Genomic DNA, 25,601 nt, shown 5'->3' with positions numbered 1-25,601 from the left:
GTGCGTTGCTCCTCTAGGCTGCGACGATCTGGCAAAGGGTGACCTTGGTCTCCTGCATATTGGTCGCAGGATCATAGCCGTAGGTCGTGATCGTATTGGCGCTTTCGCCAAGCACGATCGGATCGGTCCCCTTTGGGTAATTGCCGCGAAGGTCCTTGCCCGCGAGCCAACCACCGAAGTGGAAGGGCATCCAAGCAACGCCCTTCCCGACCCGTTCGGTCACCAACGCCTTCATTCTGGCACGCGAGTTGTTTTCAGCACCGCTCACCCAGACCCAGCCGCCATCCTTGATGCCGCGATCGGCGGCATCGGCGGGGCTGATCTCGATGAACATGTCCTGTTGGAGTTCGGCGAGCCACGGATTGGTTCGCGTCTCTTCGCCGCCGCCCTCGTATTCGACCAGGCGGCCCGAGGAGAGGATGAGCGGGAATTGCTTGGCAATCCCCTTCTCCACCGCGGCCTTCTGCACGGAGAACCCGATGTTGGGCATGCGGAACTGCTTGGCATCGGGAAGCGTCGGATATTTGGCAATCAGATCGACGCGCGGCGTGTAGATCGGCTCGCGGTGAACCGGAATGGGATCCGGCAAGCCGAACGCGTTCATGCGCGCCTTGCCGTTGCCATAAGGCACGCAGCCGTGCATCAGCGCCACGCGCTGAATGCCGCCCGAAAGGTCGAGCGACCACGACACCGCGTCCGGAGTGGCCGGACTGATCCTGTTGATCGTGGCCACCTCCGCTTCCGTCAGATCCTTGTCCCAGCCGAGCTTCTTCAGGCTCGCCAGCGTGAATTCCGGATAGCCGTCCTTGATTTCCGAATCCTTCGAATAGGACCCGTCGGCGAGCAGACTGACCTTCCGTGTCGTGCCGTCGGCCAGCTTCTCCTCGCGTTCGATGCCAAAGCGCGGCCGGAACGTTCCGCCGCCATCCATCACGCCGAGATTTGTGTTGTAGAGAAGCGGCGTGCCCGGATGCCTGACCTCCGGCGAGCCCCAGCACGGCCAGGGCAGGCCGTAATAGTCGCCGCCGACTTCCGGATCGTCTTTCGGAGCCCGCATCGTCAGCATGTCGAACTTCGCCTGGTTCTTCATATGGGCCTTGAGACGCTCGGGCGATTGCCCGCAATAGCCGGTCGACCAGCTGCCGCGATTCATTTCGCGCAGGATGTCCTCGGCTTCGGGCAGATTGTTCTCGACCTTGATGTTCTTGAACATCTTGTCGGCAAAGCCGAACTTCTTTGCCAGAAGATAGGTGATCTCGAGGTCGTCCTTGGATTCGAAGATCGGCTTCACGATCTGCTCGCCCCACTGCAGCGAGCGGTTCGAGGCGACACGGGACCCCTTGCACTCGAATTGGGTGGCGACCGGGAGAATGTAGAGACCGTCCTTGCGCCCGGCCTCCACCGCGAGCGAGGTCCAGGTGGTCGGATGCGGGTCGGCGATGACAAGCAGGTCGAGCGCCTTCAGACCCTTCAGGGATTCCGGAATGCGGGTGATGCTGTTAGACGCGTGTCCCTGCACGAACACCGCCCGCACATTGTCTTTCTGGGCGACCTGGTCTTTCGGCAGCGTCACGGCCTCGAACCAGCGGGTTAGCGGGATGCCGGGCGCTTCCATGATCTGCTTGGAGTCGAAGCGCGACTTCAGGAAGTCATAGTCGACCTCCCAAACGCGCGACCAGTGCTTCCACGCGCCCTCGGCGAGCCCGTAATAGAACGGCAGCGTGACGATATCGAGTCCGACGTCGGTTGCTCCCTGAACGTTGTCATGGCCGCGGAAGATGTTGGCGCCCATGCCCGGTCCGCCAACATTTCCGGTCATCAGGAGCAGGATGCAACTCGCCCGCACGTTGGCGGTGCCGACCGTCTTCTGAGTCTGCCCCATGGCCCAGATCAGCGTCGACGGCTTTTCCGTTGCGAACATCTTCGCGACACGCTTGAGCTGTTCACCGGGAATGCCGGTAACGCGCTCGACCTCCTCCGGATTCCATTTTTCGACCTCCTTGCGAAGATCGTCGAAACCATAGACGCGCTGCCGGATGAATTCCTTGTCCTCCCAGCCGTTCTGCAGGATGTGCCACATCATACCGTAGAGCACCGGAATGTCGGTGCCTGGCCGCATGCGGACATACTCAGTCGCGTGCGCCGCGGTTCGCGTCAGGCGCGGGTCGATGACGATAAAGTTGGCCTTTTGCAGCTCCTTGCCCTCGAGCAGGTGCTGCAACGACACCGGATGCGCCTCGGCCGGATTGCCGCCCATGATCATCTGGGTTTTGGCATTGCGGATGTCGTTGAAGCTGTTGGTCATCGCGCCGTAGCCCCAGGTGTTGGCCACGCCGGTGACGGTCGTCGAATGGCAGATGCGCGCCTGATGGTCGGTGTTGTTGGTGCCCCAGAACGCGCCAAGCTTGCGGAATAGGTAGGAACCCTCGTTGGTCATCTTGGCCGATCCGAGCCAATAGACGGAATCGGGACCCGACTTCTCGCGCACGTCCAGGAGCTTGTCGCCGATCTCGTTGATCGCGGCCTCCCAGGAGACCCGGGTCCACTGCCCGCCCACCAGCTTCATCGGATAGCGCAGCCGCCGCTCACTGTGCACGAGTTCGCGCACGGAGGCGCCCTTAGCACAATGCGATCCGCGATTGATCGGGGAATCCCAGGTCGGCTCCTGGCCGATCCATACACCGTTCAGCACTTCCGCAGTCACGGTGCATCCAACCGAGCAATGCGTACAGATGCTCTTGCGCGCCGTCGCTCCCGCGGTCAGCGGCCCGGCGGCGGCAGCCTCCGCCTCGCGAACGCCACCGAGGGGCAGCGTGCTGAGCGCAGCGAGCGCACCGCCGGCCAGACCGGACCGACGCAGGAATGTGCGGCGGTCGAGGCCGCCGGTCTGGCCGGACAGGAGGGTCGCGACGGATCCATGTCCGTCGCAATCGGAACGCTGTGTTCTCCTGATCAGCATGGCCGCCTCCCTCAACGTGGATAGCGATTGACGCGATAGTACGCCTTCACGTGGTCGGTTTCCTTGTAGCGGGCCTTGCGCTTCTCAGCTTCGGTCTCGCTGTCGGCTTGCGCCGGCGCGATCAAGGGGGGGGCCAGCGCGGCGCCTGCACCAACGGTGCCGATTCCGACCTTGCGAAGGAAGTCGCGGCGGCCTGCCATCATTTTCTTCTCATCGCTCATTGCACCTCTCCTGGACGGGCACCCCGTCAATTGGCGAACTTGAAGGCCTCTGTTTCAATCTCCAAAAACACGCATCCCAGCGTCCCGACCGCTCGATAGAACTTGGCGCGTTCGGCCTTCGCCATGTCAGCGAACAAACGTCCGATCCAGCGCGAAACATGCTTCTCGAAGAAGGCGCGCTGTGCTGCGAGCGACGCCGGGAAACGACCAGCCACAAGGCCCGCCATGATCTCGCATAGCGTCGCCGCATGGTCCTCGGGTTCTGGATTGCTCTCCACCCGCTCGATGCCAAGCGCGGCCAGATCGTCACGAAGTCGCGACAGCGGGCGCTCATTAAGGAAGCCGGTCAGATAGTAGGACGCGTAGGGCAGCAGCTCGCCGCGCCCAACGCCAACGAACAGGTCAAAATATTCGCGCTCGACCTCGGTTGCGACCGCGATCGAAGCGGCCTCCGCAAGAGCGGAGTGGGCGCGACCAAGCGGCGTCCCATCGCCGTTCAGTTGCGCGATCTTCTCAAGGAAGTCTTGCGACGGCGCCGACGAGAGCAGGGTCGCAAGCAGTGCGTATTCCTGCGCGCGTCCGGCTTCGATCGGATCGAGCATGTCCGATATCGCAAGCTCGCTATAGAGATCGGGACGAAGAATTTTTCGCGAGATGCCCGTCGCGATTTCGACTGCAATCACGCGTTGCGCCGGCACCCGGTTCCAGTTCGACACCGAGGGCTGGGCAATACCGATTTTCCGGGCTAGCTGCGCTACACCGCCCGCAGCATCGATGGCACTTTCAAGGCCCGCATCGCGCACGCCGCCCTCCCATCCTCGGGGCCAAGCGCTTGATTGCGTTTGCTTAACAAAGACTATTCGGGAGCTGGGAAGCGGTCAATCGATGCGCATAGCCTACGGCTATAGCATTTGGTCGCAGCCTATCGAGGTAGCGCGCCACCATGTGTGCGCCGCCGAACGGCAGTCTCGTCGCCCGGGCCTAGCAGTTGCGGTGCAGCAGAGCTTGGGGGCAATTCCGCGGTTGCGGACTCATCGGACAGTGGGAGATCCGGGCGCGCCTTTACCGGATTTGATGCTTGCGCCAAATCGTCGACCGCAGCGACGGCCGGTCGCGTGGCGTCTTCGACAGTCCCTTCGATCGGGTTGGTCGCGTTCTCGGCGGCCTGCACGAGGTCCCCGACAACGCGGCGGACGAGCGCGTCAACCTGCTCGGCCGAATAGTCCAGCGGACCGAAGCCAGGCATGGCAGTCGGGTCGTTGAAGTCCCAGGCGTTTTCCGCCAGCCCCATGAAATCGCGAATGGCAGGATCGGCGCTCCAGGCCCGGCGAAGCGCGGCACGGCTCAATTCCTGAGGAATGCCCTTGCGAAGGAAGGCCGAGACGTCGGTCGCGGCATCAATCGATTCAATGGACGGCAGGCTCGACAAGTCCAACTCGGTCGGACAGGGCTCCGCCACGTCAGGGCCGGCCGCCGCCGGCGCATTCGCCTCGGCGGGTTGTTCGGGCCTTGGTTCGGCGTGGCCGTCCCTCGCGGCCTGCTTGCGTCGCGACCAGCGCGCCAGAAAGTCGTCTTCGCTCATTCGTGCTCACCTTCATGGCGCCGTTGCGCCAGCGCTTCCGGATCGGCGCGGCTCCGCTCGCGCTTGAAGAACTCCTTTTCGACGTGGTGCTCGGCGATGAAATCTTCAATCGCCTGGCGCAGCACCTCAGGCATCGGCACCGCTTCGACGAGATTGGCACCGGCCCCCGTGAACGCTTCCCCTTCGGCGGGATCGGCCGTGACCGCGGAAAGGAGGTAGGGCGAGGCTCTCTCGGCAGGGCTCAACACGATCCAGATGCTGGGCACGCCGGAGGTGAGATTGTCGCGGTAGCGATCGGTTTCCGAGCGGTAGAGATCGACTGTCGCACTGCCGGCGTAAAACAGCGTCACTCCATCCTGCTCGCGGATCACCGTCCACGGCGTCATCTCCGGCTCATCCGGCAGCACCCCGACGCCGCGCCAGACGACGTCGATCCACGGAGAATCCGCTCTGCGGCGCTCGACCACGACGCCGACGGAGATACGGACCAGCGGCTCGACGACGGGGCTCACGTCACGGCCTCCAGATGCTTGATTGGCAACCCCGTTAGCAAGTTCTGGGGTTTCATCCGGACGACCTGATCGGACGTCATTGCGAGGATCAGATAGGCCGGCATGCGCCCCGCGGCGTCAACGATCAGGCCGGGATCCGCAAAGCTCAGCCGAAACAGCGCCAGCACGCGCCCCGCGATGCGGTCGTCGAGGGATTCACCCTGCCAAAGCCAGTCACCGATGCGGGTCGCCTCGGAATCCAGGCCCACATACCAGGTGAGTTCCGCGTTGCGCAGTTCGGCCAGCGGCTCGATCGTCACAGCGATCCCGAGCAGATGCAAGATCCAGCGCCGCATCGCGCCGGCCAGCGCGACCTGCCCTCGCCCTCGGCCGGTCAGATCAAGCGCCATATCGAACTGGTCACTACGTTGCCAATAGCCGTCGGCGTTCTCCTCGCTGAGAACGTCGAGTTGGGTATCGTTCGTCGCGCCCAGCATGGACATCAGCGACAGCACCGGCGTCGGGCTACGCCCGCCAAGGATTTCATCGTCGCCCAGGAGCAGCAAATGCTCGTGCGACAGGATCCGTTGCGGCCGAAAAAACAACTCGGCCGCGCGCAGCTGAAACGGATCCTCGCAGCGATCAAGCGCATTGCGCAGGATCACATGCACCAACTGGTTCATGAACAGCGGCGGCAGATTGACCGAACCTGAACGAACCGTCGCGAGATAGGCCGCCTCCAGCGTCGGATGGCGCAGCAGGAGGTCACGAAATGCCAGCACGAACCGCCAGTTTTCCTGCGCGTCGGCATCGCCGATCGCGGCCACCTCCGCGTCTCCGACCGGGAGGCGCGGATCGGCCAGCAATTGCCGGTGCAAGCGACGCTCGACCGCGCACGCGTTGTCCGGCGGCATCAGCTCGGGGCGCGCGAAATACGCCTTCAGGTATTCATCGGTGACAACGAGCGCGCCGCTCGCGTTGCGGTCGAGCAGATGGTGGCCGCAGGCGATCCAGAAGTCCTTCATCTCTCTGGCTCCTTGGTCATCTCGGCAAGATTGAGATCGCCGCCTCGTTCGACGTCATCCTCCACTTCCATGAACGAGAACGCCTTGCCGTGCCTCTGCCCCTCGCGCAGCCGCAAGCTTCGGAAGGACTCGCGGACCTCGCCATCGCGCACCGAGCGGTGGACGGCAATCAGCGTGCTAACCGGATGGGCACAGAGCGATTGCGCAAAGGCAACCTCCTCTTCTGCCGCCCCGCGCGCGGTTGCAAGATCCGGCGCACCGAACCGTTCGACCAGCCGCTTCGCAAGGAGTTCCACCAGCGCGCGGCGATCGTCCGCGGTCGCTGGAACGATCTGCGTCAGCGTCGACCAACCCCAGGATTGCACTCCGAGAAAACCGCCGCGGAACGCGGAACGGTCCTTACCGTCCAGTTGCGCCAAATCTCGATCAAGGAAGCGGAACGCGCCCGGCACCGCCCATTCGCCGGGCTCCGCCGGCACGTCGAATACGAACGTGTCGGACGGATCGAGCGCAATGGTGCGCAAGAGCTTCACGGGCGCGGCCCTCCGAGCTTCGGATCGAGCCACGAGGACGATAGGAGGGATTTCCTCAAATCGCGCCGCTCGGTTCCATCTGCTCCGACCCGGCGCACCAGAAGATCGCCGTTGTCAGCGATCGCGCGAGAGGTCTGCGGTTCGTCCGTCAGCCGGCTCAGGAATTCGCGGGCGACTGCGTCAAAACCGTCGACTTGCCAGGTTTCGGTCGCGAGCATCAGGTGCCGCGCAAAGCTTTCAGTGATCTGAACCGCGCCGGCCTCGCCAAAGCCCTCCTGGTCGAGCGCCGAAGCGAGCGGATGGACGGCCGCGTCCGCCTCGGTCATCGCAACCGTCCGGATCATGGCGCCGAACACCAACCAACGCGGCGGCTCATCCTCTTTCGCGGACGATGGCCAGCCAAGCTGGCCGCCACCGACGAGCCCGCCGTCGACACGGACCGCATCCGGCCAGTCGATGGCGACCTGCTTGTTCGGCGGTGCATAGGCGCGCAAGGCGTCGGTCAATGCCACCATGGCGGCATAGAAGGCCCGGCGCGCGGTGCACAAGGGCTCGCCGGGTTCGAGCACGACGGCGAACTCAGCAAGATCGAAGCGCCCCACATAGGTCAGTGTACCTGCCCCGCTTTCCTCCGCGATACCGATGGCATGGGCGAAGGCATCACGCGTCTCGCGCAGCCTCACCAGCGTGAACGGCGGAGGCAGGTCAACGGGCTCCAAGATCGATGAGCACGTGCGGACGGTCGGCGACAGACGGACCTCCAGCTTCCATTTCTTCCCGTGTGATAATAGCTTATCCGAGCAAGGGGGACGGCGCGAGTCCGCCCCTCGTCCTCCGACCGCTTTGGGAGGTGAATAGCCGCGTATGCCGGATTCGCCGAAGACGATCCTGATCTGCTCGTGCGAAGACACGATGCGTCTCGACACCGCAACGATCAAGCGAGGATGTCGCAACAGCGAGATCGCCGAATTCCGACAGCTGTGTCGAGCCGAGCTTAATCGGTTTCGCGATGCAGCGAAGGTCGCGGCGCCAATGATCATTTGCTGCACCCAGGAGGCGCCGCTGTTTGCCGGTGCGATGGAGGGCCGCTCGGAAAGAACGGAGTTCGTCAACATCCGGGAGACCGCAGGGTGGTCCCTGGCAGGACGACAGGCGGGGCCGAAAATGGCAGGGCTGCTCGCTGCAGCGTCCGAGCTCGCGCCGCCCTACCCGTTTGTCACCTTGTCGAGCGAGGGCGTGATCCTGATCTATGGCCGCGACGACATCGCGGTTGAAGCGGGCCAACTGCTGGCAGATCACCTCGACGTAACCGTCATGATCATGGGGCCAGCGCAGATTGCACCGCCGGCGACAACGTCGTTCCCGATCGTCAGGGGAACGATTCGCAACGCCAAGGGACATTTGGGCGCCTTCGAGCTTGTGATCGACGACTATGCCGCGCCTCGCCCCTCCTCGCGCGAGGCGCTGCTGTTCGAGGCGCCGCGCAACGGCCTGACGTCGCGCTGCGACCTCGTGCTGGATCTTTCCGGCGGAACGCCGCTTTTTCCCGCGCATGACCTGCGCGAAGGTTATCTCCGCGCCGACCCGAGCGATCCGCCCGCGATGCTGCGCGCGGTACTCAAGGCGCGCGATCTCGTCGGCAGTTTCGACAAGCCGCAGTACGTCAACTTCACCGCAGAGCTCTGCGTGCATTCGCGATCGAAGCTGACCGGTTGTCATCGCTGCCTCGATCTTTGCCCGTCCGGGGCGATCACGCCGGATGGCGATCACGTCAGGATCGATGCGGAGGTCTGCGCCGGATGCGGCCAATGCGCCGCCGCCTGTCCGACCGGCGCGGCAACCTATGCCCTGCCGCCGGCCGACGCGCTGTTGCACAAATTGCGCGCGATGCTTTTGTCCTATCACGCAGCCGGCGGCGCCAATGCCGTCGTCCTGTTTCACGATAGCCAGCACGGCACTCCGCTGATCGATGCGCTCGCCCGTCATGGCGACGGGCTTCCGGCCAGCGTGCTGCCCCTCGCGGTGAACGAGGTGACGCAGGTTGGACTCGAGGCCGTCGTCGCTTCCTTCACCTATGCTGCGGCCGGGATACGTTTTCTGCTTCGCGCAAAGCCGCGGCATGACGTCGCTGGCCTCTTCAAGACGATCGCGATGGCCGATGCGATTATCTCCGGACTTGGGTTGAAAGGACGCAGGGTCGAAGCAATCGAAACCGACGATCCCGACGCACTGGGCAAGGCGCTCTGGTCAATCGAGCCGGCGCCGACCGTCGAGCATCCCGCGAGCTTCCGGTCCGTCGGCAAACAGCGCGAGTTGCTTCGCGTCGCGCTTCACGAGTTGCACCGCCTGGCGCCTTCGCCGGTCGACGTCATCGCGCTGCCTGAAGGCGCACCACTCGGCGCGATCAGCGTCAATGTGGAGGGATGCACCTTATGTCTGTCGTGCGTATCGGTCTGCCCGACCGGCGCGCTGCGCGACGATCCCGAACGTCCTGTGCTCAAATTCGTCGAAGATGCCTGCGTGCAATGCGGATTGTGCCAGAGCACCTGCCCCGAAAAGGTGATCACGCTCAGACCGCAGATCGACTTCCGTGCCGCCAGGGCTCCTGCGACGATCATCAAGGAGGAAGAGCCGGCGCTTTGCATCCGCTGCAACAAGCCGTTTGGCGTGAAGAGCACGATTGAGAAGATCGCAGCGAAACTCGAGGGCCGGCACTGGATGTATCCCGCCGGCGACAAGCGGCTCGATACGGTACGAATGTGCGCGGATTGCCGCGTGATCACCATGAGCGAGCAGCAGTTCGACCCGTTTGCCGGCGTGCCACAACGCGCGGCGCCTCGCACGACCGACGATTATCTGCGCGAACGGGAAACCAAGAACTAGAACCAATTGGGAGCAGCACACTTGGGAAGGCGCACCATGTCTCATCTCACCAAAGCTCATTTTGCGTTCATTGCCGTTGGAGTTGCCCTTGGCGCAGCGATGATCCCGGCGCCCGTCGAAGCCGCGCGCCTGTCGAACGCCGACAAGGTCGCCCTGAAACAGGCGATCGTTGCCTGCAAGGCGCAGGCGAAGGGCAGGAAGGTCAAATTGGCTCGCGCGCCGGAAGTACGTGAACAATTGCGTCTCCGAGGCCCTGAAGGAACATCCAAACGTCGACATTGTTCGCTTGATCAAGGAGCATCCAAACCTAACGAACCTCCCGATAGAGAAATGGCCCGGCTTCTAGCTGCATAAAGCTGCGTAACGGCCCGCTATCGTCGCCCCAACGTGGCACGCCCCAGGAAATCCGTGAGCGCCTTGCGGTCCTCGACCGACCCGATCCGCTGCTCCGGCATTTTTGTACCCGGCGTATAGGTATTCGGACCGAGCTCGAAGAGCCTTGCCACCGTTTCGGGAGTCCAGACGATATCCATTTTCGTCAGCGCGTCGGAGAAGCGATATCCCGGCAACGACGCGATCCTGCGACCATACAAGCCATCGAGCGTGGGGCCGGCGCGCTGCGGCTCCACCGCGGACAGCGTGTGACACGCAACACACGCCCTAAACACCACGGCGCCACGATCTCCGGCATAGGCTGCTAGGGGATCGCTTTGCGCGGCCTGTGGCGACGAGCCGACGGGATCGCCCGTCTGCGCGTTCCAGCGCCGGATCCTGCCGTCCGCGCCGCCCGTCAGCAACGTTGCGGTGTCGGGCAGGAATGCCACTGCCCAAACCGGCGCTCCCTGAGTGGCGAGCGATTGCACGATGCTCCGCGCCTTCCGGTCGATGACGGAAATTCTTCCGCCAATTTCCGCTGCCGCGATCAACGTGCCGTCCGTGGACATCGCCAACGCGACGATCGGGGTCGACCCGGCTAGAATCTCGCCGGTCTCATGCCCGCTCGACGTCAGAAACCGTACTTTTCCGTCGCCCCCGCCCGTTATGATCTCGCCGTCGGGCGCGACTGCCACGGCGTTGAGAGGCGACGGAAGCAGGGCGACATCCGGCGTTGCCGCCACCATCGGCCAGATCCTCAACTCGCGGTCGTAACCGACGCTGACCAGCGATCGTCCGTCCGCAGTAAAGGCAACTCCGTTCACGTTCTGCGTATGCCCTTTCAGTATCTGCGACGCGCCGCCGATGAGTGACCAGACGCCCACCGTATGGTCCCACGATGCCGTAGCGAGCTTGGTTCCGTCCGGCGAGACGGCGAGCGAAACGATTGGCGCGTGATGGCCCTCGAAGACCTGATCCGGCTGCTCCCGACCGGGTGTCCAGATCGCGATCAGCGCGTCGGCTCCGGCTGTCGCCATTCGTCCATCCTTCAGGAACGCGACCGCATTCACTGCATCGGAGTGAAAGCGAAGGACTTGCTCCGCGGATTCGGTCTTGAGTGACCATCGAATTGCTGATGTGTCGAAGCCGCCTGACAGAGCACTGTTGCCATCGCTCGAGATCGCAATCGCCCGAACGGGCCCGCCATGACCCGCGAGTTGACCTTGCGCCGGCGTTGAATCAAATGCCCATAGAGCGGTAACGACGCACAGATTTGAGAGCCAATTCATCGGCGGCTCACGGGTCGGCTCCGGCACGTTGCCGTTGCCTTGCAGGATAGCATGCACGCGCTTGACCCGGGTCAACCACGAGGGCCGTGGTTGGGTTTCCATGCTGCGCCGCGGAATTGGAACGGCCTCCGCTACTCAATGCCGCAATGGCGTCTGATCGGCTTGAACCGAGGGTCGTCGGCTCCTATGCTGAACCCGAAGCGTCAAGGATGACGGCATGCAAATACGATCCAAAACGTATCTGCATTTCATTTCGCTGTGGCGATCACTTCGTAATTCGATTTCGCCACACGATGGCGACGTGCCCCTTGAGACGTCACCATCGCTCATTTTCGTCGCGGTCGTGCTGACGTTTCTCTTGGCCATCTTGGAAGTTGATCTTCATCGAGGTGAGTTGGAATCGCTTGGCCTGCTCCGAAACCACGACTCACCTCCAGCCGCCTTCCTAGGTCCATAGCGTTCGTCGTCCGACCAGGTTTCAATATGAAGCGCGCCCTCAGCGTTGATCCTGGCTGCGGGTCGCTTCGCCCGACAGGTGGTCGTCTAGCGCGTCGTCTCTCTCGGAAAGACCAGCGACCGGTCGTCAAAGTCCTCGGCCGGCAACTTGGCTGCGCTGCGGGCGCCTTGCAGTTCTTGCAATGTTGAACTGCTTGCCAAATCGGCCCGCCCGACCGCCGGGACCGAGTGCGATCGCGGGATGCCGAGCACCGCGGTAAGAAGCGCAAAAGCGGTGATGACCGCTACCATCAGACCCTTCATGCGAAATCTCCGTTCGGTTGGAGCTGTCCCCGAAGAAGTTTTGCAGAGATCTGATTAGTGCTGACCGCAGCGTCGCGATGTGAACCGCCTCACATGCCCTGGAAATTTTCCCCGAAGGGCCTTTCGGGTTCCGCCCGATTAAAGTCGACGGCAAATGGCCTCGGACGCCAGGACGCGGTCGACAAGAACGATGCTCAAATTGCTGGCGCCTTACACGCAATCTCGGCCGCGCGCAAAAATACTGGACTCAGATTGGGCGCCTAAACCCGCATTTTGGCAGCAGTTCGGGATGAAGTTCCGGAGTCCACCGGCACGCCGGTCTCATTGGTCATGCCCGCAGGAAACTGCATCGACCTCCGACTAGACGAGCTGCCATTTCCCGGCGATCGTATCAGCTCCAATTCGAGCACAGGCGCCCGATGATGCTGCCTAGACCCGGGACTTCATCCCCGCCAAAACGGCTCAGTATGTTCATGGCTGCGGCAATCTGACACACTGCTACAAGGCCAACCGTTGTCAATCGAGCGGGGACGAATCTTTCAGCGCGCCTCGTCTGACCGCCGCTACAAGAGGTCGCAAAGCCGCCGCAGCAGTAAATGGAGGGTCTCCATGTCCGACGCCCATACCCGCGACCCCTCGTGGAAAACCGACCTGATCTGGCACTATTTCCACAGCGTCACGACCGCGGCAAAGGCGCCCGCCGCCTATCGCAAGTTCTACAGCAACCAAGACCCCGGCGATGAATTGGACAACCGCCATCGCGTTTATGAAATGTTGGTGGACGAACCGCTTAACACCCGTCCCGTTCTGCTGGCGACCGCGGACGAGTCGATGGAAAACTACAAGAAGAGCAAGCTGCCATGGAACCAGAACAATGCCGGCTTCCTGAAGGCAGTGAGCAATGAATATTGGTGCGGTTCGATCCTCAAGATCGTATTCGTCCGCTACATGGGCTGGAAAATGGTCGAACCGACGGCTCGCGACCAGGTGAGCGCGGGTCGCGATCCCGGCAAAGCGGTTGATTGGACAATCAAGAACCTCGAAAACAAGGTGCCGGTACGAGCCTCACTCGGCGGTGCCCACTATGTCGGCATCGTCGGCCACCGCACTGCAGGAGCCGACGACAAAGTCACAGAGTTTCTGTGCCTCGACCCCTGGGCCTACGGCATCGACGGCGGCAACATGGGCATGAAATATGCCGGTACAAAGACCGCGTTTCTCGGGATTAGCAAACGCGACGGTGCGATATGGACTTATAGCAACAAAGCCGTCGCCTTCGTTGAACGGCCATCCTAGGGCAGCGGGTTGCCATCATTCTCACGCGCCTCCCCTCAGACCCGCTCGTGAATGCGGAACAGGCTAAGAATCATAGAGATCCTACCGCCCCCAACGGTCTTGCCAAATCTTCTCTCCAATCCAGCAGGGTACGCGCGGCTCATTCTCTATAACTGGAACGACCAACCGCTCGGGCGTGCGACCCGCCACCTCAAAGACTAACTTGCTTCGAATTGCCTCTTTCATCTCGTCGCGCAACTTGATGGAGACCACAAACGAACCCGGCCCTCCAATCACGCAGTCCTCATAGTACCAATCGAGATTATTGATATCCATGGCGTTAGTCGACGGTTCCTTGATCATGATCGGGAGGCCATTGATGGCAATGCCTTTCTCAATTGCGGCATCACGTGCAATGGTAACAGGAATGCCATTGTTATTGGGACCGTCACCAGAAATGTCGATCACGCGTCGCGACCCCAAAAACCGATTCTCGTCGAACAGCGGAACGGCGAAATTAATCGCACCAGAGATTGATGTACGTGAACCTCGGTGCAATGGGGCTTTCATGATTTCATCCGCCACCGCGCCAGCGGATTCCGGCCCATCAATCACACGCCAAGGAATAATAACTTTCTGGTCGCTCGACGCCGACCACTCGAAGTATGTGACAGCTAACTTGCTAGTCGGTCCTTGCTTGAGGGCCTGAAGAAATTCCTTTGAGGAGATCGCCTCGGCATACCCTTCGCGCTGAACGGCCAATTCGTCCAAATCCATCGAGTAAGAAACGTCAACAGCGATAACAAGCTCAAGATCCACCGATACGGAAGCTTCCCTGCCGTCGCTTCGTTGAGAGCCGAGGTTTCTCGGTCCGGCCGCGCCCGCCGAGATGGCCCCGACGACGAGCATAGCTCCGATTGACATGGTCCAGCGCATCTCGACCTCCAGTACGGACCAAAGTTGACACGGATGGCGGAGCCATTCAAATCCGCCGTAAGGGAAACCCGACCTTCAAGTAATGTCTGTCCGGTGTGTCGCTCTCAAGACCGAATAACTCAGAAGAGACTTGCTAACCCCTGCCCCAGATCCAAACCTTGACGAGCACAGGCGTGTCGGTCGGCGAAATCATCGCTACATTATTTGGGGAAAGCCTGCCGGCTCAGGACTCTTTGAAGAACTCAGCTACCGCTAGCCGAGAAATTGACGACCAATTGTCGAGATATGGAGCAAGTTGTCAGGAACATGCCTCAGGACATCCAGCATGCGGTAATCATTGTTGCGCGCTCAGCGTACGACAGACGTCCGCGGGTGCGTCAAAACGGTTGAGACATACCAACGAACCGTCTCATCGTTACCCGATAAGCAGCGCCATTCTCTCAAACTCAGCGGCCGTCTATGCCGGACGCGAGCGCATGGATAGATAGGATGAGACCGACGTTGATCCACGGTCTAGATGCTGATGCGCACTTAAGTTGGGCTTCGCTACCAAGGGGATGGAACTTCGCTGGCGAACCGGATCTGACGCCAGCACAGCCAGCCACTGCGCTAACAGCCGGAGCAGAAACTATAACTATTTCAATATCTTCCTTTTCACCCCCGCATCGGGCAGGCAGAATCGTGACCTACACTCTTCCGTGTGCGGTTGAACGTCTTCGCCACCCTGAACGACAATACTAGGAATGGATTGAACCTAAGATTGGTACTTGTACTGGAGAAGGCCTTCCCACGCTCGCAGAGCTTGACGCGACCGAGTTTGTCCGGGGCCAACTTCGATAAAACTAGTTCGGGCGATTTTGGACGGTAGCCATGAGCTTGTACACCCACTTCAGAGTTCTTGTTCTTCTCGCCGCTTTAGCTCTTCTTGCTTCGCAGCCTGCATGGGCAACGAAGCGCGTGGCTTTGGTAGTCGGAAATTCGAGCTATCAAAATGCGCCCTTACTTCCGAATCCTGCCAATGATGCCACCGCCATCGCCGCGACCCTGAAGAACGCCGGGTTCGATTTGGTGGAGTCTCGTCTCAACCTGACCTCGAGCGACATGCGGCGGGCACTGAGGGATTTCGCCGATCAAGCTCGCGATGCCGACATCGCCGTCGTCTACTATGCAGGTCACGGAATCGAGATCGACGGGACGAACTATCTGATTCCGACGGATGCCAGACTTGAGCGCGACACTGATATCTATGATGAGGCCTTCTCGCTCGATCGCATCCTACTAGCAATTGAGCCCGCGAAGCAGCTGCGCGTCGTGATCGTTGACGCTTGTCGCAACAATCCATTCGCCGACACGATGAAACGGACCCTCGCTTCGCGCGCGATCAGCCGCGGGCTCGCCCGGGTGGAACCCGCGATATCCAATACGCTGATCGCATTTGCGGCCAAAGCCGGACTGACCGCACTCGACGGCAACAGCAAGAACAGTCCTTACGCGACAGCGTTGGTCAAGTATATCGCAAAGCCGGGACTCGACTTGCGTCGGGCTTTCGGCTTTGTTCGCGATGATGTCTTGCAGGCTACCGGTAATCGACAGGAGCCATACGTTTATGGTTCGCTGGGCGGCGAAGACGTCGCGCTCGTACCAAAGGCAGAGGAGCCGGTGCCACCGCCGCCGGCTAACGCCTCGTCGGAGATTCGTCGTGACTACGAATTGGCCCTGCAACTCGGCAACAAGGCCGCTATGAACGCGTTCCTCGCCCAGCATCCCGACGGATATTACGCAGATCTGGCCAAGCTTCAGCTCAATCAAATCGACGCCGAAGACGCGCGCGTTATCGCAACCAAGAAAGCGCAGGAAGCGGAGCAGCAGAAAGCTCGGCTTGCGTCCGAAGGTGCCCAGCGAGCCGAACAGGAAAAAGCGGCCGCAGATTTCAAGGCCGCGGAGGATGCCCGTATCGCGGCGGAAAGGTCAAAGCAGATTGCGCAGGAACAAGCGATCGAGGCCGAACGGAAGCGGACTGCATCGCAATCCTCAACGGTCGCCATGCTTTCCCCGAATGGCCCCGTAATCGACGGCGCCAAGGCGGACAATCTTGCAATCGCCGCCCCATCCCAGAATAGCGAGGGAGCGAAGGTTGCCGCCTTGAACGCGGCACCGCCGCAGGAGGATCTTGCCAAATCAGTCCAGAGCGAATTGAGCCGGGTCGGCTGCTTCACCGGCTCCATCGACGGTGAGTGGAACGCAGCCTCGCGTCGCTCCCTGAGCCTGTTCAACCGGCACGCCGGGACCAAATTTGACGTCAAGCTTGCAAGCCTCGATGCGCTCGATGCAATCAAGCTGAAACCGGCCCGGGTTTGCCCGTTGATCTGCGAGCGCGGCTATAAAGCGGACGGCGATCAGTGCCGCAAGATCACTTGTGCCGAGGGCTCGTTTCTGAACGACGATAACGAATGCGAGAAGCGCCGCGGGAAAAAGCCGCTGGCGAGGCGCAACATAGATGAGCGCCCGCCGCGCGCGGATCGTCCGGTACGCGACAGCTCCGAGCCGCCAGCCGATTTCCCCAAGCGAAAGCAAGCGACCGCTAGGCCCGCTGGTGGCAGCGGCCAGATCGTGTGTGACGCTTATCTATGCCGCCCGGTCCGTCACGGCTGTCATCTCGATTACCGTGGCGGCGGAGGTCCCGGCGGCGGTACCGGCAATGTTGAAGTCTGCAACTAGGACAGCATGCACGGCGGCGCGCTCGAGCTCGTGTACGGGCCGCCGTCTCCTCCGCAATTGACAATGCTGGCGGCAACAGAGCCAAAGCCGCAGGACCTTGGACAGACCACTCCTCAACCGCCCGAGTAAGCCGTAAAAGCGCGAACGCTTGCCTACTTGATAGAGTATGATTTGATGTCGAACGACCAATTGTTCGGCACCAGCTTTCCGCTGCCGCTGTCCGTTACACGCAGCTGACGTGTCCAATCCGACAGATAGCTCAACGTATCGGCCGGCCCCTGAATCTTCCGTTGAATGTCTGGCAAATCAAGCAATTGCACACGTCGCTCGCTCAGGATCGCAACGATCACAGCGGACCCGGCCGGCGGCGCGACGACATACTCAAATCCACGTTGCTGTGCTGCAGGAGTCGGGACAATAAATTGGACGCCAGGCTTCACACGATTCATGTCCCGTTCGATCGACTGCGCCAATAGCTCGGCAGTTGGAAAGATCTGGGACATCCGCCCTTCCGCATCAACATCCACGAGTATCAGATAGCCAGGCTTTTTGGCGGTTACGCCGAATGACACCTTGCCGCCAATGTTAACAGTTGGACCCGGCAGGATTTCAAGCGACACGCTGGCAGCGTTTGCCGAGCCGCGGGGCGCCTGTACATGCCAGAGCAATGGAGTATCTCTCGCGGCAGATGGAAATGCCGATGGCAACGGCGCGGCGCTCGCGATCCCGCTTCCCGCCAGCGAGAACACCAGCGCGAGCCATGATTGCTTCTGGAAAACCAGCTTCGCTGACGACATGACCTGCAGTCACAGTATTGTCAGGGAACGCTGAACAAGCCGATAGACGCGATCCGCGCGTCCGCCGGCAGATAGCGCTCCAGACTCTTGATCATCTGCCCCGAAGCGCGGCGCCGGTTGAGCTGCATCAAGACCCTCTCCAGATCAACCATCCGCTGTTGCGAAGTCACCGCAACGATCTGCTCGGCACCGAACGGCTCGCCCACCCGAAGAGGCAGCCGCAGATTTGCTGATCGAGCAAGCGCGGCATCGGAACCCACCGGATACAGCATTTGGATAGTTCCATCTCCGGACACGTTGAACAGCAGCACCGCCCGCGAACCGACGTCGGACAATTCGACCTCGACGGTCTGGCCGCTGCGCTGCTGTCGATCATCCGGCCAAATACGCATCGCCTGCGGCGACTGCGTCGCCATGCGCTTGAGCTCCCGAATTGCCGCAGTTCTGTTGACCACCGTCGTCAAGCCGTCAACGTCAACACCATAAGCGACGACATCGCCCCACGCGATTACGTCATGCGACACGGGGTCCCAGATCAGGTCGGGATTATCAGTTGGTTGAACGGCCTGCACACTGGCGTCCTGCGGTTTGACGTTCGTGAAATAGCTGATCTTGCCGTCAAGCGCCGCCAAACGGATCGGTGATACGAGACGGAAGGGCGGCAGCGCGGCACCGGGCGCGGCCGAGCCGGTCGCGGCGACGCCGGCCGCAGCGGTTTGCGAAGCGGCCGCAACGGCTGGCGGCGCTGGGGTTTGTTTCTCGACAGGCGGGACGGCAGGAACCTGACCGGGAGCAGTTCTCGCGGCCGCCCCTTGGATCAGCACTACGCCGCGCGTCAATTCGAAAGCGACCTCGGTCTCCGGCATCTGCGCCGGCGACGATACCGTCACGATGTTCTGACGTTGGTCGGACAACTGATAGACCACCTGCCGAACATTGCTGAAAAGCTCTTTCAGCGTCACTTTTCCATCATGATTGATGTCCGCGTTGCCCTCCACGGCTCGCGCAACGGCATAACTCAAAGCGCCGCGCAAGCCATCGATCCCGGGAATCCGCACTTCCGGCGCCTTAGTGTAACGATCGACCGCGGCGATGAACGCAGTGTGGTCGAGATCGAGTTCGGACTTCGGGTCGTCGCTGCTCGACACTGGCTTCAATTCATCGACCAGCAGTGTGTAGCGCGGCACCTGTCGAAAGCTCATCTCCGCCGCACGCGGATCGATATCGCGCACCATTCCGCCGCCGTGGCAGGTATCCGCAACGAAGATCACCTTTGCGCCGCGCAATTCGAATTGCCGGATGAAGTGGTTGAATTCGCTTCCTAGAATCCGCTCGGCCGATCCGGCCGGCGTGGTAGCAAAATCGGGCAGCAGGAACACGTTCTCCATTCCGTCCGGTTCGGAGCCCTTGACGCGCTCCGGCTCCTGCGTGCCGTGACCTGCGATCGAGAGGAAGATGAGATCGTTGTTCCTTGTCCGCTCCACCAGTGAGCTGATCTCACGCAGCACGCTTGCCCTATCAGCCTGCGCATTGGTCAGCTCGACCACATCGCTGACGCCCATAGTCCGCAAGCTGGACACGATGTCATTGGCATCTGCGACCGCGCCCTTCAATTTGCGGACATGCTGGTAGTCGTCGATGCCGATGACGAGCGCCCGGAGAGCCGCGCCGTCGGGATTGCTTATCGACAGTTCACCCGCCGCATGCGCGCGCTGGGGTGGCAGGCCGATCAACGCAGCAAGCAGGATGGCTGCACAGAGCCAACCGGCCCTTTGATCAAAGCCCTTGAGCCTTCGCATTGTGATCCACCTCGATATCAAGCAGGTCCGCCCTGGAACTGCACCGGCATGGTAGAGCGTCAGGATGCCGTCCTGATTTCTAAAACCAGCGCACAGGCGGTGACTCCATGTTCATCTGTAGCCTCAGGGAGACCACAGGTTCAGCGCCGCTTGTTCGCCGCCTTGCGGCCCGTCGGCGCCTCGGTCTCCTGATAGGCGTTCGCGGAAACAGTGGTCTGATCATCTGCGAACGCGCGAAAGCGGACCGGAACGTAACCGCGTGCGAGCAGGCTTGCGAGCGGATAGACGTTGCGGCAGACCCTGCCGTTGCAGCCGCCCGTCGAGGATTCCATGACCTCCGCCTTGCGATCCGGCGTGAACCGCAGGAACAACATCACGTGGGAACCCGGCTTGTTCAGGGCGTCACCGGGCTTGAGGTCCCAGGGGTTGGTCACGGGTGCGGCGATCGCGGGGATGGCGGCGGTCGTATAGTGGACGGAAAGTCCCCATGTGGCGCTGACGAACGCTGAGCAGTCGACGCCGGCCACGTCCGGCCGCGGCTCGTTGCGGGTGCAGACATTGCCCGCAAGCGTCCCGCTTTCGATTCGCTGCCGGAAATTCGCGAGCGAACCATGGCAACCCCAGCAATAGGGCACGCCCCGCACTTCCTGGTTTACCTTGCCCTGCAGATACCACGGCCGGCGAATCCGGCTGAAACCGGAGCATTGGCTGTCGGGATCGCTGCCGTAGTTCGCCGGTGTCAGCTTCCACTGAATGCCCTCAAAGGCGAAGGCCGTCTCGATCGCCTGCTGGCGATTGGACGGCCGTACGGCGGCGGTCGCGTTGAACTTGAAATCCGGCTGCGCCGCCGGCGCGCCCGCCGTGCGCGACGGCCTGACGTCAATGATGGACATTTTCCCCAGTGGCCGGAAGCCGACACCAACCACCTCAACACCTTCCGACTTGGTGCGCAGAAAATAGACATCGCCGTCGCCCGAGATGGTGACGAACCGGCGGGTCAACGGCGTGTTCTCCAGCGGTAACTCGTAGATACCCTCAAGGCGTCCGTTCGCGGCATAGCGTGCCACGAATGTGGTGGCATTCTTGCCCGATGGAGGAATGTCCTCGGCCAGCACATAGAAGCGGTCACTGTTGTCGATCTCAAGAAACTCCACGGTGCCGAGCTGGTTGCGGACGCGCAGGCCAAGCTGACCTATGGTCTCGTTGGAGACCATGGTCTGGATTTCCACCCGAACGCTGTTATTCCCTTTGTCGGGACTAATGATATCGGCGATCACCGATCCCTTGCTGCGCGAGGCGATATACTGCCGGTCGGGCTGCCGCGTCGTCCTCACGATAGCCGCACGCGTATTCTGATCGAGCAAGTCGGTCGGGCTGCTCAACGCCTGCGAGCCCATCTGTGCGAAGGCCGAAATGGCGACCTGGTCGTCCGTTCCGCGGGATGAGACTTCCTCCAGCTGAATCACGTCTCCGCCGAGCCCGCGGGTAGACTGTCCTGGTGCTGCCTTCAGCATCCTCACGCCTCCGTCCCAAACCATGATGTCGTCATTACGAACGACGAGGTCGGTAGGCTGGACATCGCTTGGCATCTTCAGGATGTCAGGAGCCGCGTTTGGCTGTTTAGGGTCGAACTGCAGAATGCGGCCGTTGATCTGATCAAGCACGAACAGGTTTCCCTGTCCGTCCGCGGTGAGCGCTTGCGGGCCTGCGAGTTCGACGTCCTGGCCGGCCGGGACGATCCCGACCATGGATGCAGCCGAACCGCTGGCAAAGCTTCGCACGACGGCATCGTCGGCCCTTGCCCCGCTGGTAACGATGATCGCGCCGACGATAGAGAGCCAGATCCTGCTAGATCGACGAAGCATATCCGCCTCAATGTAACCGAACCGAATGCAGCGTCAGTCCGACTAATCCAAGACTATGCGAGTGCAGCATCAATTAGTGACGAGCAACCCCAATCCCGTTCAACTCTCTCACTGGACGGTGATAGTTCTAATTCCTTCAGCTTGCAGTGCAAAATCATGGCCAGAAATAGATTTGAGCAAGTCAGCGAAATCCAGCCCGACGCGATCACTCTAGTCTTGAGGCGCGACGACGGGGGCGCCTCCGGGTCAATTGTATTGCCAGCCGCCGCAAGCGGGGGACGCTTGAGCGGCGACCAGGTCAGCTCCCAACTACCTGCCCAGGATGCCTTTCGCGGCGCGATCCGTCTCGCCAATGACATGAAGCTCGCGATCGTGGTTTGCGACCCGGATGGCGTCTGGAAGCCGGAATGGGGAGATCTTTACCAGGCGATCGATTGATCCCACGCTGCGGCGCCACATGGAGGCCGGCATGGCAAATGGAGCGTTAAGCGGGCCGTCATTGAGATCGCAAGCCCTGATGATCGCCCTGTTGGCCGCAACCGGTTGGCCCGCGCAGGCGAACGACTCCGCGGCGGAATTGTCCATCGGCGGGCTGCAATTCGTTCGCACGAAGGATGTGGCCATGGCGAGCGAGGAGCTTCGTATCGGGTTGGACAGGGTCAGCGTTCGCTACCAATTCGTCAACCAGACGAGCAAGCCGGTTGCACTCACTGTCGCCTTTCCGCTGCCCGACATCGATTTGTCCGAAGCCGAGAACATCGCTTTTCCATCGAGCAATCCGGTCAACTTCGTCGAGTTCGAGACCAAGATCGACGGCAACGCGGTGCCGCTGACCATCGACCAGCGCGCCATGGTCGGCAGCAAGGATGTGACCGCCCTCCTCCGTCAATTTAAGCTGCCTTTGCTGCCGCTCGGCGATCGGGATATCCGGATCGCCGACCTGCCCGTGGCAACCCGAACCAAGCTGATCGATGGCGGCCTTCTTATGCCTGCCGGCATGAACGACAACGGTCGCCAGCAATACATGCCTGGCTGGATAACCAAGACTTCGGCCGTTCGCGAGCAAGTGTTTCCTGCGGCGCGTACCGTCATCGTCGAACATCAATACCGCCCGAGCGTCGGCTCCAGCCCTGACACGGTCTTGCGCTCGGGTCTGCGTCGCAGCGCAGCGCTGGGTCCCGAGGTCGAGCGATACAAGCGAGACTATTGCATTACGGATGCGTTCCTTGCCGAATTGGACAAGCGCACAGGTAGCGGCCAGGCGAACACCGCAATGCTGCAGGAGCGGCGTATTTCCTACGTGCTCAAGACGGGTGCGAACTGGGCGGGTCCAATCCGGTCCTTCAGGTTGACGATCGATCCCGGAAGCGACGACCATTTGGTCAGTTTTTGTCTCGGCCGTCTCAAGCCGTCTGCCGCCAATAACTCGCATCAATTCACGGCAAGCAACTTCACGCCGAATGGCGACCTGAAGATCTTGATGATCGGCAAGTTCTGAAGAGCAGCTTAATCCGTGAGCATTACATAGCGCGCGGCCGCAGTGATGGTCACGTTGCCACGCTGAGCTTCGCTCGTCGCCTGCAGGAAGAATGTGTCGGCAGCCATCGGTCGCGGCTGGCGCAACGAATCCAGAACCCGCGGGGCCGCGACGACCAGCAGCAGTTGCGGGCCGGTCGTCCGCTCCATCGGCAGGGCAAAGGAAAGCGAGTCGATGCCCGGCTTCAGGAGATAGGACAGGCTCCGCACCTCGCCGCGATCCGAGACCATGAGCAGTTCCACCACCCGGTTGGCAAAATTCTCCACAGTCCCATTGAGGGTCTCGCCGGCCTTCAGCTCCGTCGCGGACAGGCTGATGCGCGGGGCACGCGCTTGGTCGCTTCCGACCTGGCTCAGGAATTTGACGGCCGGACATTGGGCCTGATTCACCTGCCTGACGCCGACCGAGGCCTCAAATCCCTGTTCCTTTCGAAACGCCTTGTCGAAGGTATCGAACGGCGCGGTCGAAGCGCCGAAGCCTTCGATGACGGCTGCGCTAGAACTCACGGCAACAGGCAGGATGAAGAAGCAGTCGCCGCCGACATACTGGGCGACATATTTGCGGATGCGCTCGGCTCGACCCGGCCCATCGGGCGACGAAGACGGCGTCACCGTCGGCTGAGACGGCAGCTTCACCGGCCCCTGACGTGCTGGCTGTGGCAGAGCAGGTTCAATCCTCGGCGGCGCGGGCGTCGCGGCGAGTTTGGGAGGTGGCGGCAAGGCCGCTACGCCCGATGTCGACCAGACAAATTTATAGAAGCTGTACCCACCGCCCCCCAGCAGAAGCAGCAGCGCCGCGACGCTGGCGCCGAGCCAGACGCCGCGAGAGTTCCGCGGGGTCGATGGCGCCCGCTCCTGCTGCGGAGACGTCCCGGCTTCCGGCTTCCCCAATGGATCGAAGCCGTAGAGTGGCGCGGCGGACGGCTGAACCGAACCCGCCGGCGCCCAGTTGGCGACCTCCGCCATGGTAGGGCGCAAGGCCGGGTCTGGCTGCAGCATCCTCTCGAGCAGGGGCCTGATACGCAAATCCACTGCGCCGAGATCGGGCGCACGCCGACGTTTCTCGACCAGTTGAAACTGGCTTCCACCCATATCGAGCTTCTGTCCGGTCAAGGCATGGAACAGCACGAGACCAAAGCTGTAGACATCGGACTTCGCGGTGACATCATTGCCGTACAAGCCGACCTGTTCCGGCGAAGCGTAATTATCCTTGCCGGCGAAGCCGGAGCCAATAATGGTCTTGTCACCCATCTGGGTGGACCGAGCGATACCAAAGTCAATGATCTTCGCTCGCCTGACATCGTCGAGCGGCACGATGATATTGTCGGGTGAGACGTCGCGATGGACAATGCCGTGTTCTCGTGAGCGGCCTGCAGGCCCGATGCGACACGCTGCATCAACTTGATCAGCGCTTCGAAGGTCAGCGGCCCATCGTCGAGCATGTTCGACAGCGACCGCCCATTCACGAATTCCATCGCGAGATACGGGCGCTGCAGCACGGGTTCGACCGTGAACAGGAAGTAGCGAACGATCGCTTCATGCGGAAGGTTGTGAAGTGCGGCCGCCTCCCGGCGGAACAGCGCAAGTGCCGCCTCGTTGTCGACCATGTCGGGCAACAACATCTTGACGGCAACTGGCGATCCGGTCTGGATCTCGCGGCATCGGTAGACTTCCCCCATGCCGCCTGCCCCGATAATCGCTTCGATCTCGTAAATGCCGTTGAGCCGGGTGCCGGCCGGCACACCGCGGTAGGACGATCGAAACGGATCGTTCGCGGTCATGATCGCGGCTCCCGATCGAACGGCGTCCTCGTGGGCTCTGAGGGTCGTGGCGCGAGCAGCCGCACGATCACGATCGTCACGTTGTCGAGCCCGCCGCGATCGAGCGCAAGCGCAAGCATGTCGTCGCAGGCTGTCTGCGCGAGGCGAGTGGCCGCGTGCTGCTGAATCTCGTCATCCTGCACGTGTCGGGTCAAGCCGTCGCTGCAAATCACGAAGACGTCTTCCGGTTCGGCCGGACCGGTCACCACCTCGAACTCAGGGTCGGCGACAACGCCGACAGCCCGGGTGATGGCATTGTTCGGCCAATCCTGGACCTCTTCGCGCGATAGAGCACCGCCAGCGATCAGTTCCTCCAACTCGCTATGATCATGCGACACCTGTGTAATGCCGCGATGGTTGATCAGGTACACCCGGCTGTCTCCCGCCCAAATGCAGGCGTAATGGCCGTCGCGTACCAGCAAGACCGCCGTTGTGGTCCCGACAGTGGCACCCTGCCTTGCCTGGCTGAGTGCCAAAATCTGCTGGTTGGCGCTAAACAGACGCGCCTCGCACTGCGCCAACAGGTCCGCCGCGGAGGCAGGCGCGGCGATCGCATCAAGCGACTGTACCACGATGAGGCTGGCAAGATCGCCCGCCTCATGACCGCCCATGCCGTCAGCGACGGCCCATAGGCCGATGTCGGTTCTTACCAGGCAAGAATCCTCGTTCCGCGCCCGCACCCGTCCGGCATGAGTGACGCTACCGACATCGAACAGGGATGGGACGTGTACCATCGCT

Annotated in this window: 22 protein-coding genes and 1 pseudogene; 6 read left to right on the top strand and 17 right to left on the bottom strand. The window is 61.6% G+C overall.

What is annotated here, in order from left to right; translation table 11 throughout:
• Window positions 1–13 precede the first annotated feature (13 nt).
• The 8 genes from ACVWW1_RS05965 to ACVWW1_RS05930 all read right to left on the bottom strand — a co-directional run bounded on the left by ACVWW1_RS05965 (window position 14) and on the right by ACVWW1_RS05930 (window position 7,749).
• Window positions 14–2,959 carry a formate dehydrogenase subunit alpha gene (locus tag ACVWW1_RS05965; protein WP_456655182.1) on the bottom strand — a complete coding sequence of 982 codons (2,946 nt, stop codon included), beginning with the start codon at window positions 2,957–2,959 and terminating at the stop codon, window positions 14–16.
• Between the two features lie 11 nt (window positions 2,960–2,970).
• Window positions 2,971–3,180, bottom strand: coding sequence for a twin-arginine translocation signal domain-containing protein (locus tag ACVWW1_RS05960; RefSeq protein ID WP_456655181.1), 210 nt, complete (start codon window positions 3,178–3,180; stop codon window positions 2,971–2,973).
• Window positions 3,181–3,206: 26 nt separating this feature from the next.
• A complete protein-coding gene (locus ACVWW1_RS05955; RefSeq protein WP_456655180.1) occupies window positions 3,207–3,983 on the bottom strand; it encodes a Cro/CI family transcriptional regulator in 777 nt (258 codons plus the stop codon).
• 119 nt (window positions 3,984–4,102) lie between these two features.
• Window positions 4,103–4,762, bottom strand: coding sequence for a DUF3306 domain-containing protein (locus ACVWW1_RS05950; protein ID WP_456655179.1), 660 nt, complete (start codon window positions 4,760–4,762; stop codon window positions 4,103–4,105).
• On the bottom strand, window positions 4,759–5,274 hold the full coding sequence (locus tag ACVWW1_RS05945; RefSeq protein ID WP_456655178.1) for a DUF3305 domain-containing protein: 516 nt from the start codon (window positions 5,272–5,274) through the stop codon (window positions 4,759–4,761). Before ACVWW1_RS05945 ends, ACVWW1_RS05950 begins: the two co-directional genes overlap by 4 nt.
• Entirely contained in the window at window positions 5,271–6,278 is a 1,008-nt protein-coding gene (locus ACVWW1_RS05940; protein WP_456655177.1) for a DUF6352 family protein, read from the bottom strand. Before ACVWW1_RS05940 ends, ACVWW1_RS05945 begins: the two co-directional genes overlap by 4 nt.
• Window positions 6,275–6,811: a DUF6505 family protein gene (locus ACVWW1_RS05935; RefSeq protein WP_207830509.1), complete on the bottom strand. Its 537-nt coding sequence runs from the start codon at window positions 6,809–6,811 to the stop codon at window positions 6,275–6,277. The genes ACVWW1_RS05940 and ACVWW1_RS05935 overlap by 4 nt, the downstream gene beginning before the upstream one ends.
• Window positions 6,808–7,749: a biotin/lipoate--protein ligase family protein gene (locus ACVWW1_RS05930; RefSeq protein WP_456655176.1), complete on the bottom strand. Its 942-nt coding sequence runs from the start codon at window positions 7,747–7,749 to the stop codon at window positions 6,808–6,810. The genes ACVWW1_RS05935 and ACVWW1_RS05930 overlap by 4 nt, the downstream gene beginning before the upstream one ends.
• Here ACVWW1_RS05930 and ACVWW1_RS05925 point away from each other — a divergent pair.
• Both ACVWW1_RS05925 and ACVWW1_RS05920 read left to right on the top strand, forming a co-directional pair.
• Window positions 7,724–9,694 carry a 4Fe-4S binding protein gene (locus ACVWW1_RS05925; RefSeq protein WP_456655175.1) on the top strand — a complete coding sequence of 657 codons (1,971 nt, stop codon included), beginning with the start codon at window positions 7,724–7,726 and terminating at the stop codon, window positions 9,692–9,694. The two genes, ACVWW1_RS05930 and ACVWW1_RS05925, sit on opposite strands and share 26 nt — an antisense overlap.
• Window positions 9,695–9,730: 36 nt before the next feature.
• Entirely contained in the window at window positions 9,731–10,048 is a 318-nt protein-coding gene (locus tag ACVWW1_RS05920; RefSeq protein ID WP_456655174.1) for a hypothetical protein, read from the top strand.
• Window positions 10,049–10,065: 17 nt separating this feature from the next.
• On the opposite strand, the gene ACVWW1_RS05915 is transcribed toward ACVWW1_RS05920, so the two are convergent.
• A complete protein-coding gene (locus ACVWW1_RS05915; protein ID WP_456656627.1) occupies window positions 10,066–11,358 on the bottom strand; it encodes a hypothetical protein in 1,293 nt (430 codons plus the stop codon).
• A 543-nt stretch (window positions 11,359–11,901) separates the two neighbouring features.
• Complete coding sequence (locus ACVWW1_RS05910) at window positions 11,902–12,117, bottom strand: hypothetical protein (protein ID WP_456655173.1); 216 nt, start codon at window positions 12,115–12,117, stop codon at window positions 11,902–11,904.
• 609 nt (window positions 12,118–12,726) lie between these two features.
• Between ACVWW1_RS05910 and ACVWW1_RS05905 the strand changes: the two genes are divergently transcribed.
• The gene (locus ACVWW1_RS05905; RefSeq protein ID WP_456655172.1) at window positions 12,727–13,413 is read left to right on the top strand and encodes a hypothetical protein; all 687 of its coding nucleotides are present in this window, start codon (window positions 12,727–12,729) and stop codon (window positions 13,411–13,413) included.
• Between the two features lie 81 nt (window positions 13,414–13,494).
• On the opposite strand, the gene ACVWW1_RS05900 is transcribed toward ACVWW1_RS05905, so the two are convergent.
• Window positions 13,495–14,328, bottom strand: a complete 834-nt coding sequence (locus tag ACVWW1_RS05900) for a DUF1194 domain-containing protein (protein ID WP_456655171.1) — start codon at window positions 14,326–14,328, stop codon at window positions 13,495–13,497.
• Window positions 14,329–15,198: 870 nt separating this feature from the next.
• On the opposite strand from ACVWW1_RS05900, the gene ACVWW1_RS05895 reads away from it, so the two are divergent.
• A complete protein-coding gene (locus tag ACVWW1_RS05895; protein ID WP_456655170.1) occupies window positions 15,199–17,046 on the top strand; it encodes a caspase family protein in 1,848 nt (615 codons plus the stop codon).
• Between the two features lie 152 nt (window positions 17,047–17,198).
• Here the strand turns inward: ACVWW1_RS05895 and ACVWW1_RS05890 are convergent, their stop codons facing one another.
• The 3 genes from ACVWW1_RS05890 to ACVWW1_RS05880 form a co-directional block, all read right to left on the bottom strand.
• Window positions 17,199–17,843 (bottom strand): DUF4384 domain-containing protein, encoded by a 645-nt coding sequence (locus tag ACVWW1_RS05890; protein ID WP_456655169.1) that lies wholly within the window; start codon window positions 17,841–17,843, stop codon window positions 17,199–17,201.
• A 20-nt stretch (window positions 17,844–17,863) separates the two neighbouring features.
• Complete coding sequence (locus tag ACVWW1_RS05885; protein ID WP_456655168.1) at window positions 17,864–19,642, bottom strand: caspase family protein; 1,779 nt, start codon at window positions 19,640–19,642, stop codon at window positions 17,864–17,866.
• Between the two features lie 140 nt (window positions 19,643–19,782).
• Window positions 19,783–21,507: a hypothetical protein gene (locus ACVWW1_RS05880; RefSeq protein ID WP_456655167.1), complete on the bottom strand. Its 1,725-nt coding sequence runs from the start codon at window positions 21,505–21,507 to the stop codon at window positions 19,783–19,785.
• 282 nt (window positions 21,508–21,789) lie between these two features.
• On the opposite strand from ACVWW1_RS05880, the gene ACVWW1_RS05875 reads away from it, so the two are divergent.
• Window positions 21,790–21,945, top strand: coding sequence for a hypothetical protein (locus ACVWW1_RS05875; RefSeq protein WP_456655166.1), 156 nt, complete (start codon window positions 21,790–21,792; stop codon window positions 21,943–21,945).
• A 31-nt stretch (window positions 21,946–21,976) separates the two neighbouring features.
• Window positions 21,977–23,005, top strand: a complete 1,029-nt coding sequence (locus ACVWW1_RS05870) for a DUF4424 domain-containing protein (RefSeq protein WP_456655165.1) — start codon at window positions 21,977–21,979, stop codon at window positions 23,003–23,005.
• Window positions 23,006–23,013: 8 nt separating this feature from the next.
• Here ACVWW1_RS05870 and ACVWW1_RS05865 read toward each other — a convergent pair whose 3' ends face one another.
• The 3 genes and pseudogenes from ACVWW1_RS05865 to ACVWW1_RS05855 form a co-directional block, all read right to left on the bottom strand.
• Window positions 23,014–24,357, bottom strand: a complete 1,344-nt coding sequence (locus ACVWW1_RS05865) for a protein kinase domain-containing protein (protein WP_456655164.1) — start codon at window positions 24,355–24,357, stop codon at window positions 23,014–23,016.
• 107 nt (window positions 24,358–24,464) lie between these two features.
• A pseudogene (locus ACVWW1_RS05860) lies at window positions 24,465–24,722 on the bottom strand (protein kinase domain-containing protein); the annotation flags it as partial.
• A gap of 98 nt (window positions 24,723–24,820) precedes the next feature.
• Window positions 24,821–25,597, bottom strand: a complete 777-nt coding sequence (locus tag ACVWW1_RS05855; protein WP_456655163.1) for a PP2C family protein-serine/threonine phosphatase — start codon at window positions 25,595–25,597, stop codon at window positions 24,821–24,823.
• Window positions 25,598–25,601 lie beyond the last annotated feature (4 nt).

It is taken from the genome of Bradyrhizobium sp. JR3.5, from assembly GCF_054057015.1.
This window is presented reverse-complemented; position numbering and strand designations above follow the sequence as displayed.

Excerpts from the sequence above, each read along its gene's own strand:
- ACVWW1_RS05965 (WP_456655182.1), bottom strand. The coding sequence starts at position 2,959 with ATGCTGATCAGGAGAACACAGCGTTCCGATTGCGACGGACATGGATCC.
- ACVWW1_RS05960 (WP_456655181.1), bottom strand. The coding sequence starts at position 3,180 with ATGAGCGATGAGAAGAAAATGATGGCAGGCCGCCGCGACTTCCTTCGC.
- ACVWW1_RS05950 (WP_456655179.1), bottom strand. The coding sequence starts at position 4,762 with ATGAGCGAAGACGACTTTCTGGCGCGCTGGTCGCGACGCAAGCAGGCC.
- ACVWW1_RS05940 (WP_456655177.1), bottom strand. The coding sequence starts at position 6,278 with ATGAAGGACTTCTGGATCGCCTGCGGCCACCATCTGCTCGACCGCAAC.
- ACVWW1_RS05925 (WP_456655175.1), top strand. The coding sequence starts at position 7,724 with ATGCGTCTCGACACCGCAACGATCAAGCGAGGATGTCGCAACAGCGAG.
- ACVWW1_RS05920 (WP_456655174.1), top strand. The coding sequence starts at position 9,731 with ATGTCTCATCTCACCAAAGCTCATTTTGCGTTCATTGCCGTTGGAGTT.
- ACVWW1_RS05915 (WP_456656627.1), bottom strand. The coding sequence starts at position 11,358 with ATGAATTGGCTCTCAAATCTGTGCGTCGTTACCGCTCTATGGGCATTT.
- ACVWW1_RS05910 (WP_456655173.1), bottom strand. The coding sequence starts at position 12,117 with ATGAAGGGTCTGATGGTAGCGGTCATCACCGCTTTTGCGCTTCTTACC.
- ACVWW1_RS05905 (WP_456655172.1), top strand. The coding sequence starts at position 12,727 with ATGTCCGACGCCCATACCCGCGACCCCTCGTGGAAAACCGACCTGATC.
- ACVWW1_RS05900 (WP_456655171.1), bottom strand. The coding sequence starts at position 14,328 with ATGCGCTGGACCATGTCAATCGGAGCTATGCTCGTCGTCGGGGCCATC.
- ACVWW1_RS05895 (WP_456655170.1), top strand. The coding sequence starts at position 15,199 with ATGAGCTTGTACACCCACTTCAGAGTTCTTGTTCTTCTCGCCGCTTTA.
- ACVWW1_RS05890 (WP_456655169.1), bottom strand. The coding sequence starts at position 17,843 with ATGTCGTCAGCGAAGCTGGTTTTCCAGAAGCAATCATGGCTCGCGCTG.
- ACVWW1_RS05885 (WP_456655168.1), bottom strand. The coding sequence starts at position 19,642 with ATGCGAAGGCTCAAGGGCTTTGATCAAAGGGCCGGTTGGCTCTGTGCA.
- ACVWW1_RS05880 (WP_456655167.1), bottom strand. The coding sequence starts at position 21,507 with ATGCTTCGTCGATCTAGCAGGATCTGGCTCTCTATCGTCGGCGCGATC.
- ACVWW1_RS05870 (WP_456655165.1), top strand. The coding sequence starts at position 21,977 with ATGGCAAATGGAGCGTTAAGCGGGCCGTCATTGAGATCGCAAGCCCTG.
- ACVWW1_RS05855 (WP_456655163.1), bottom strand. The coding sequence starts at position 25,597 with ATGGTACACGTCCCATCCCTGTTCGATGTCGGTAGCGTCACTCATGCC.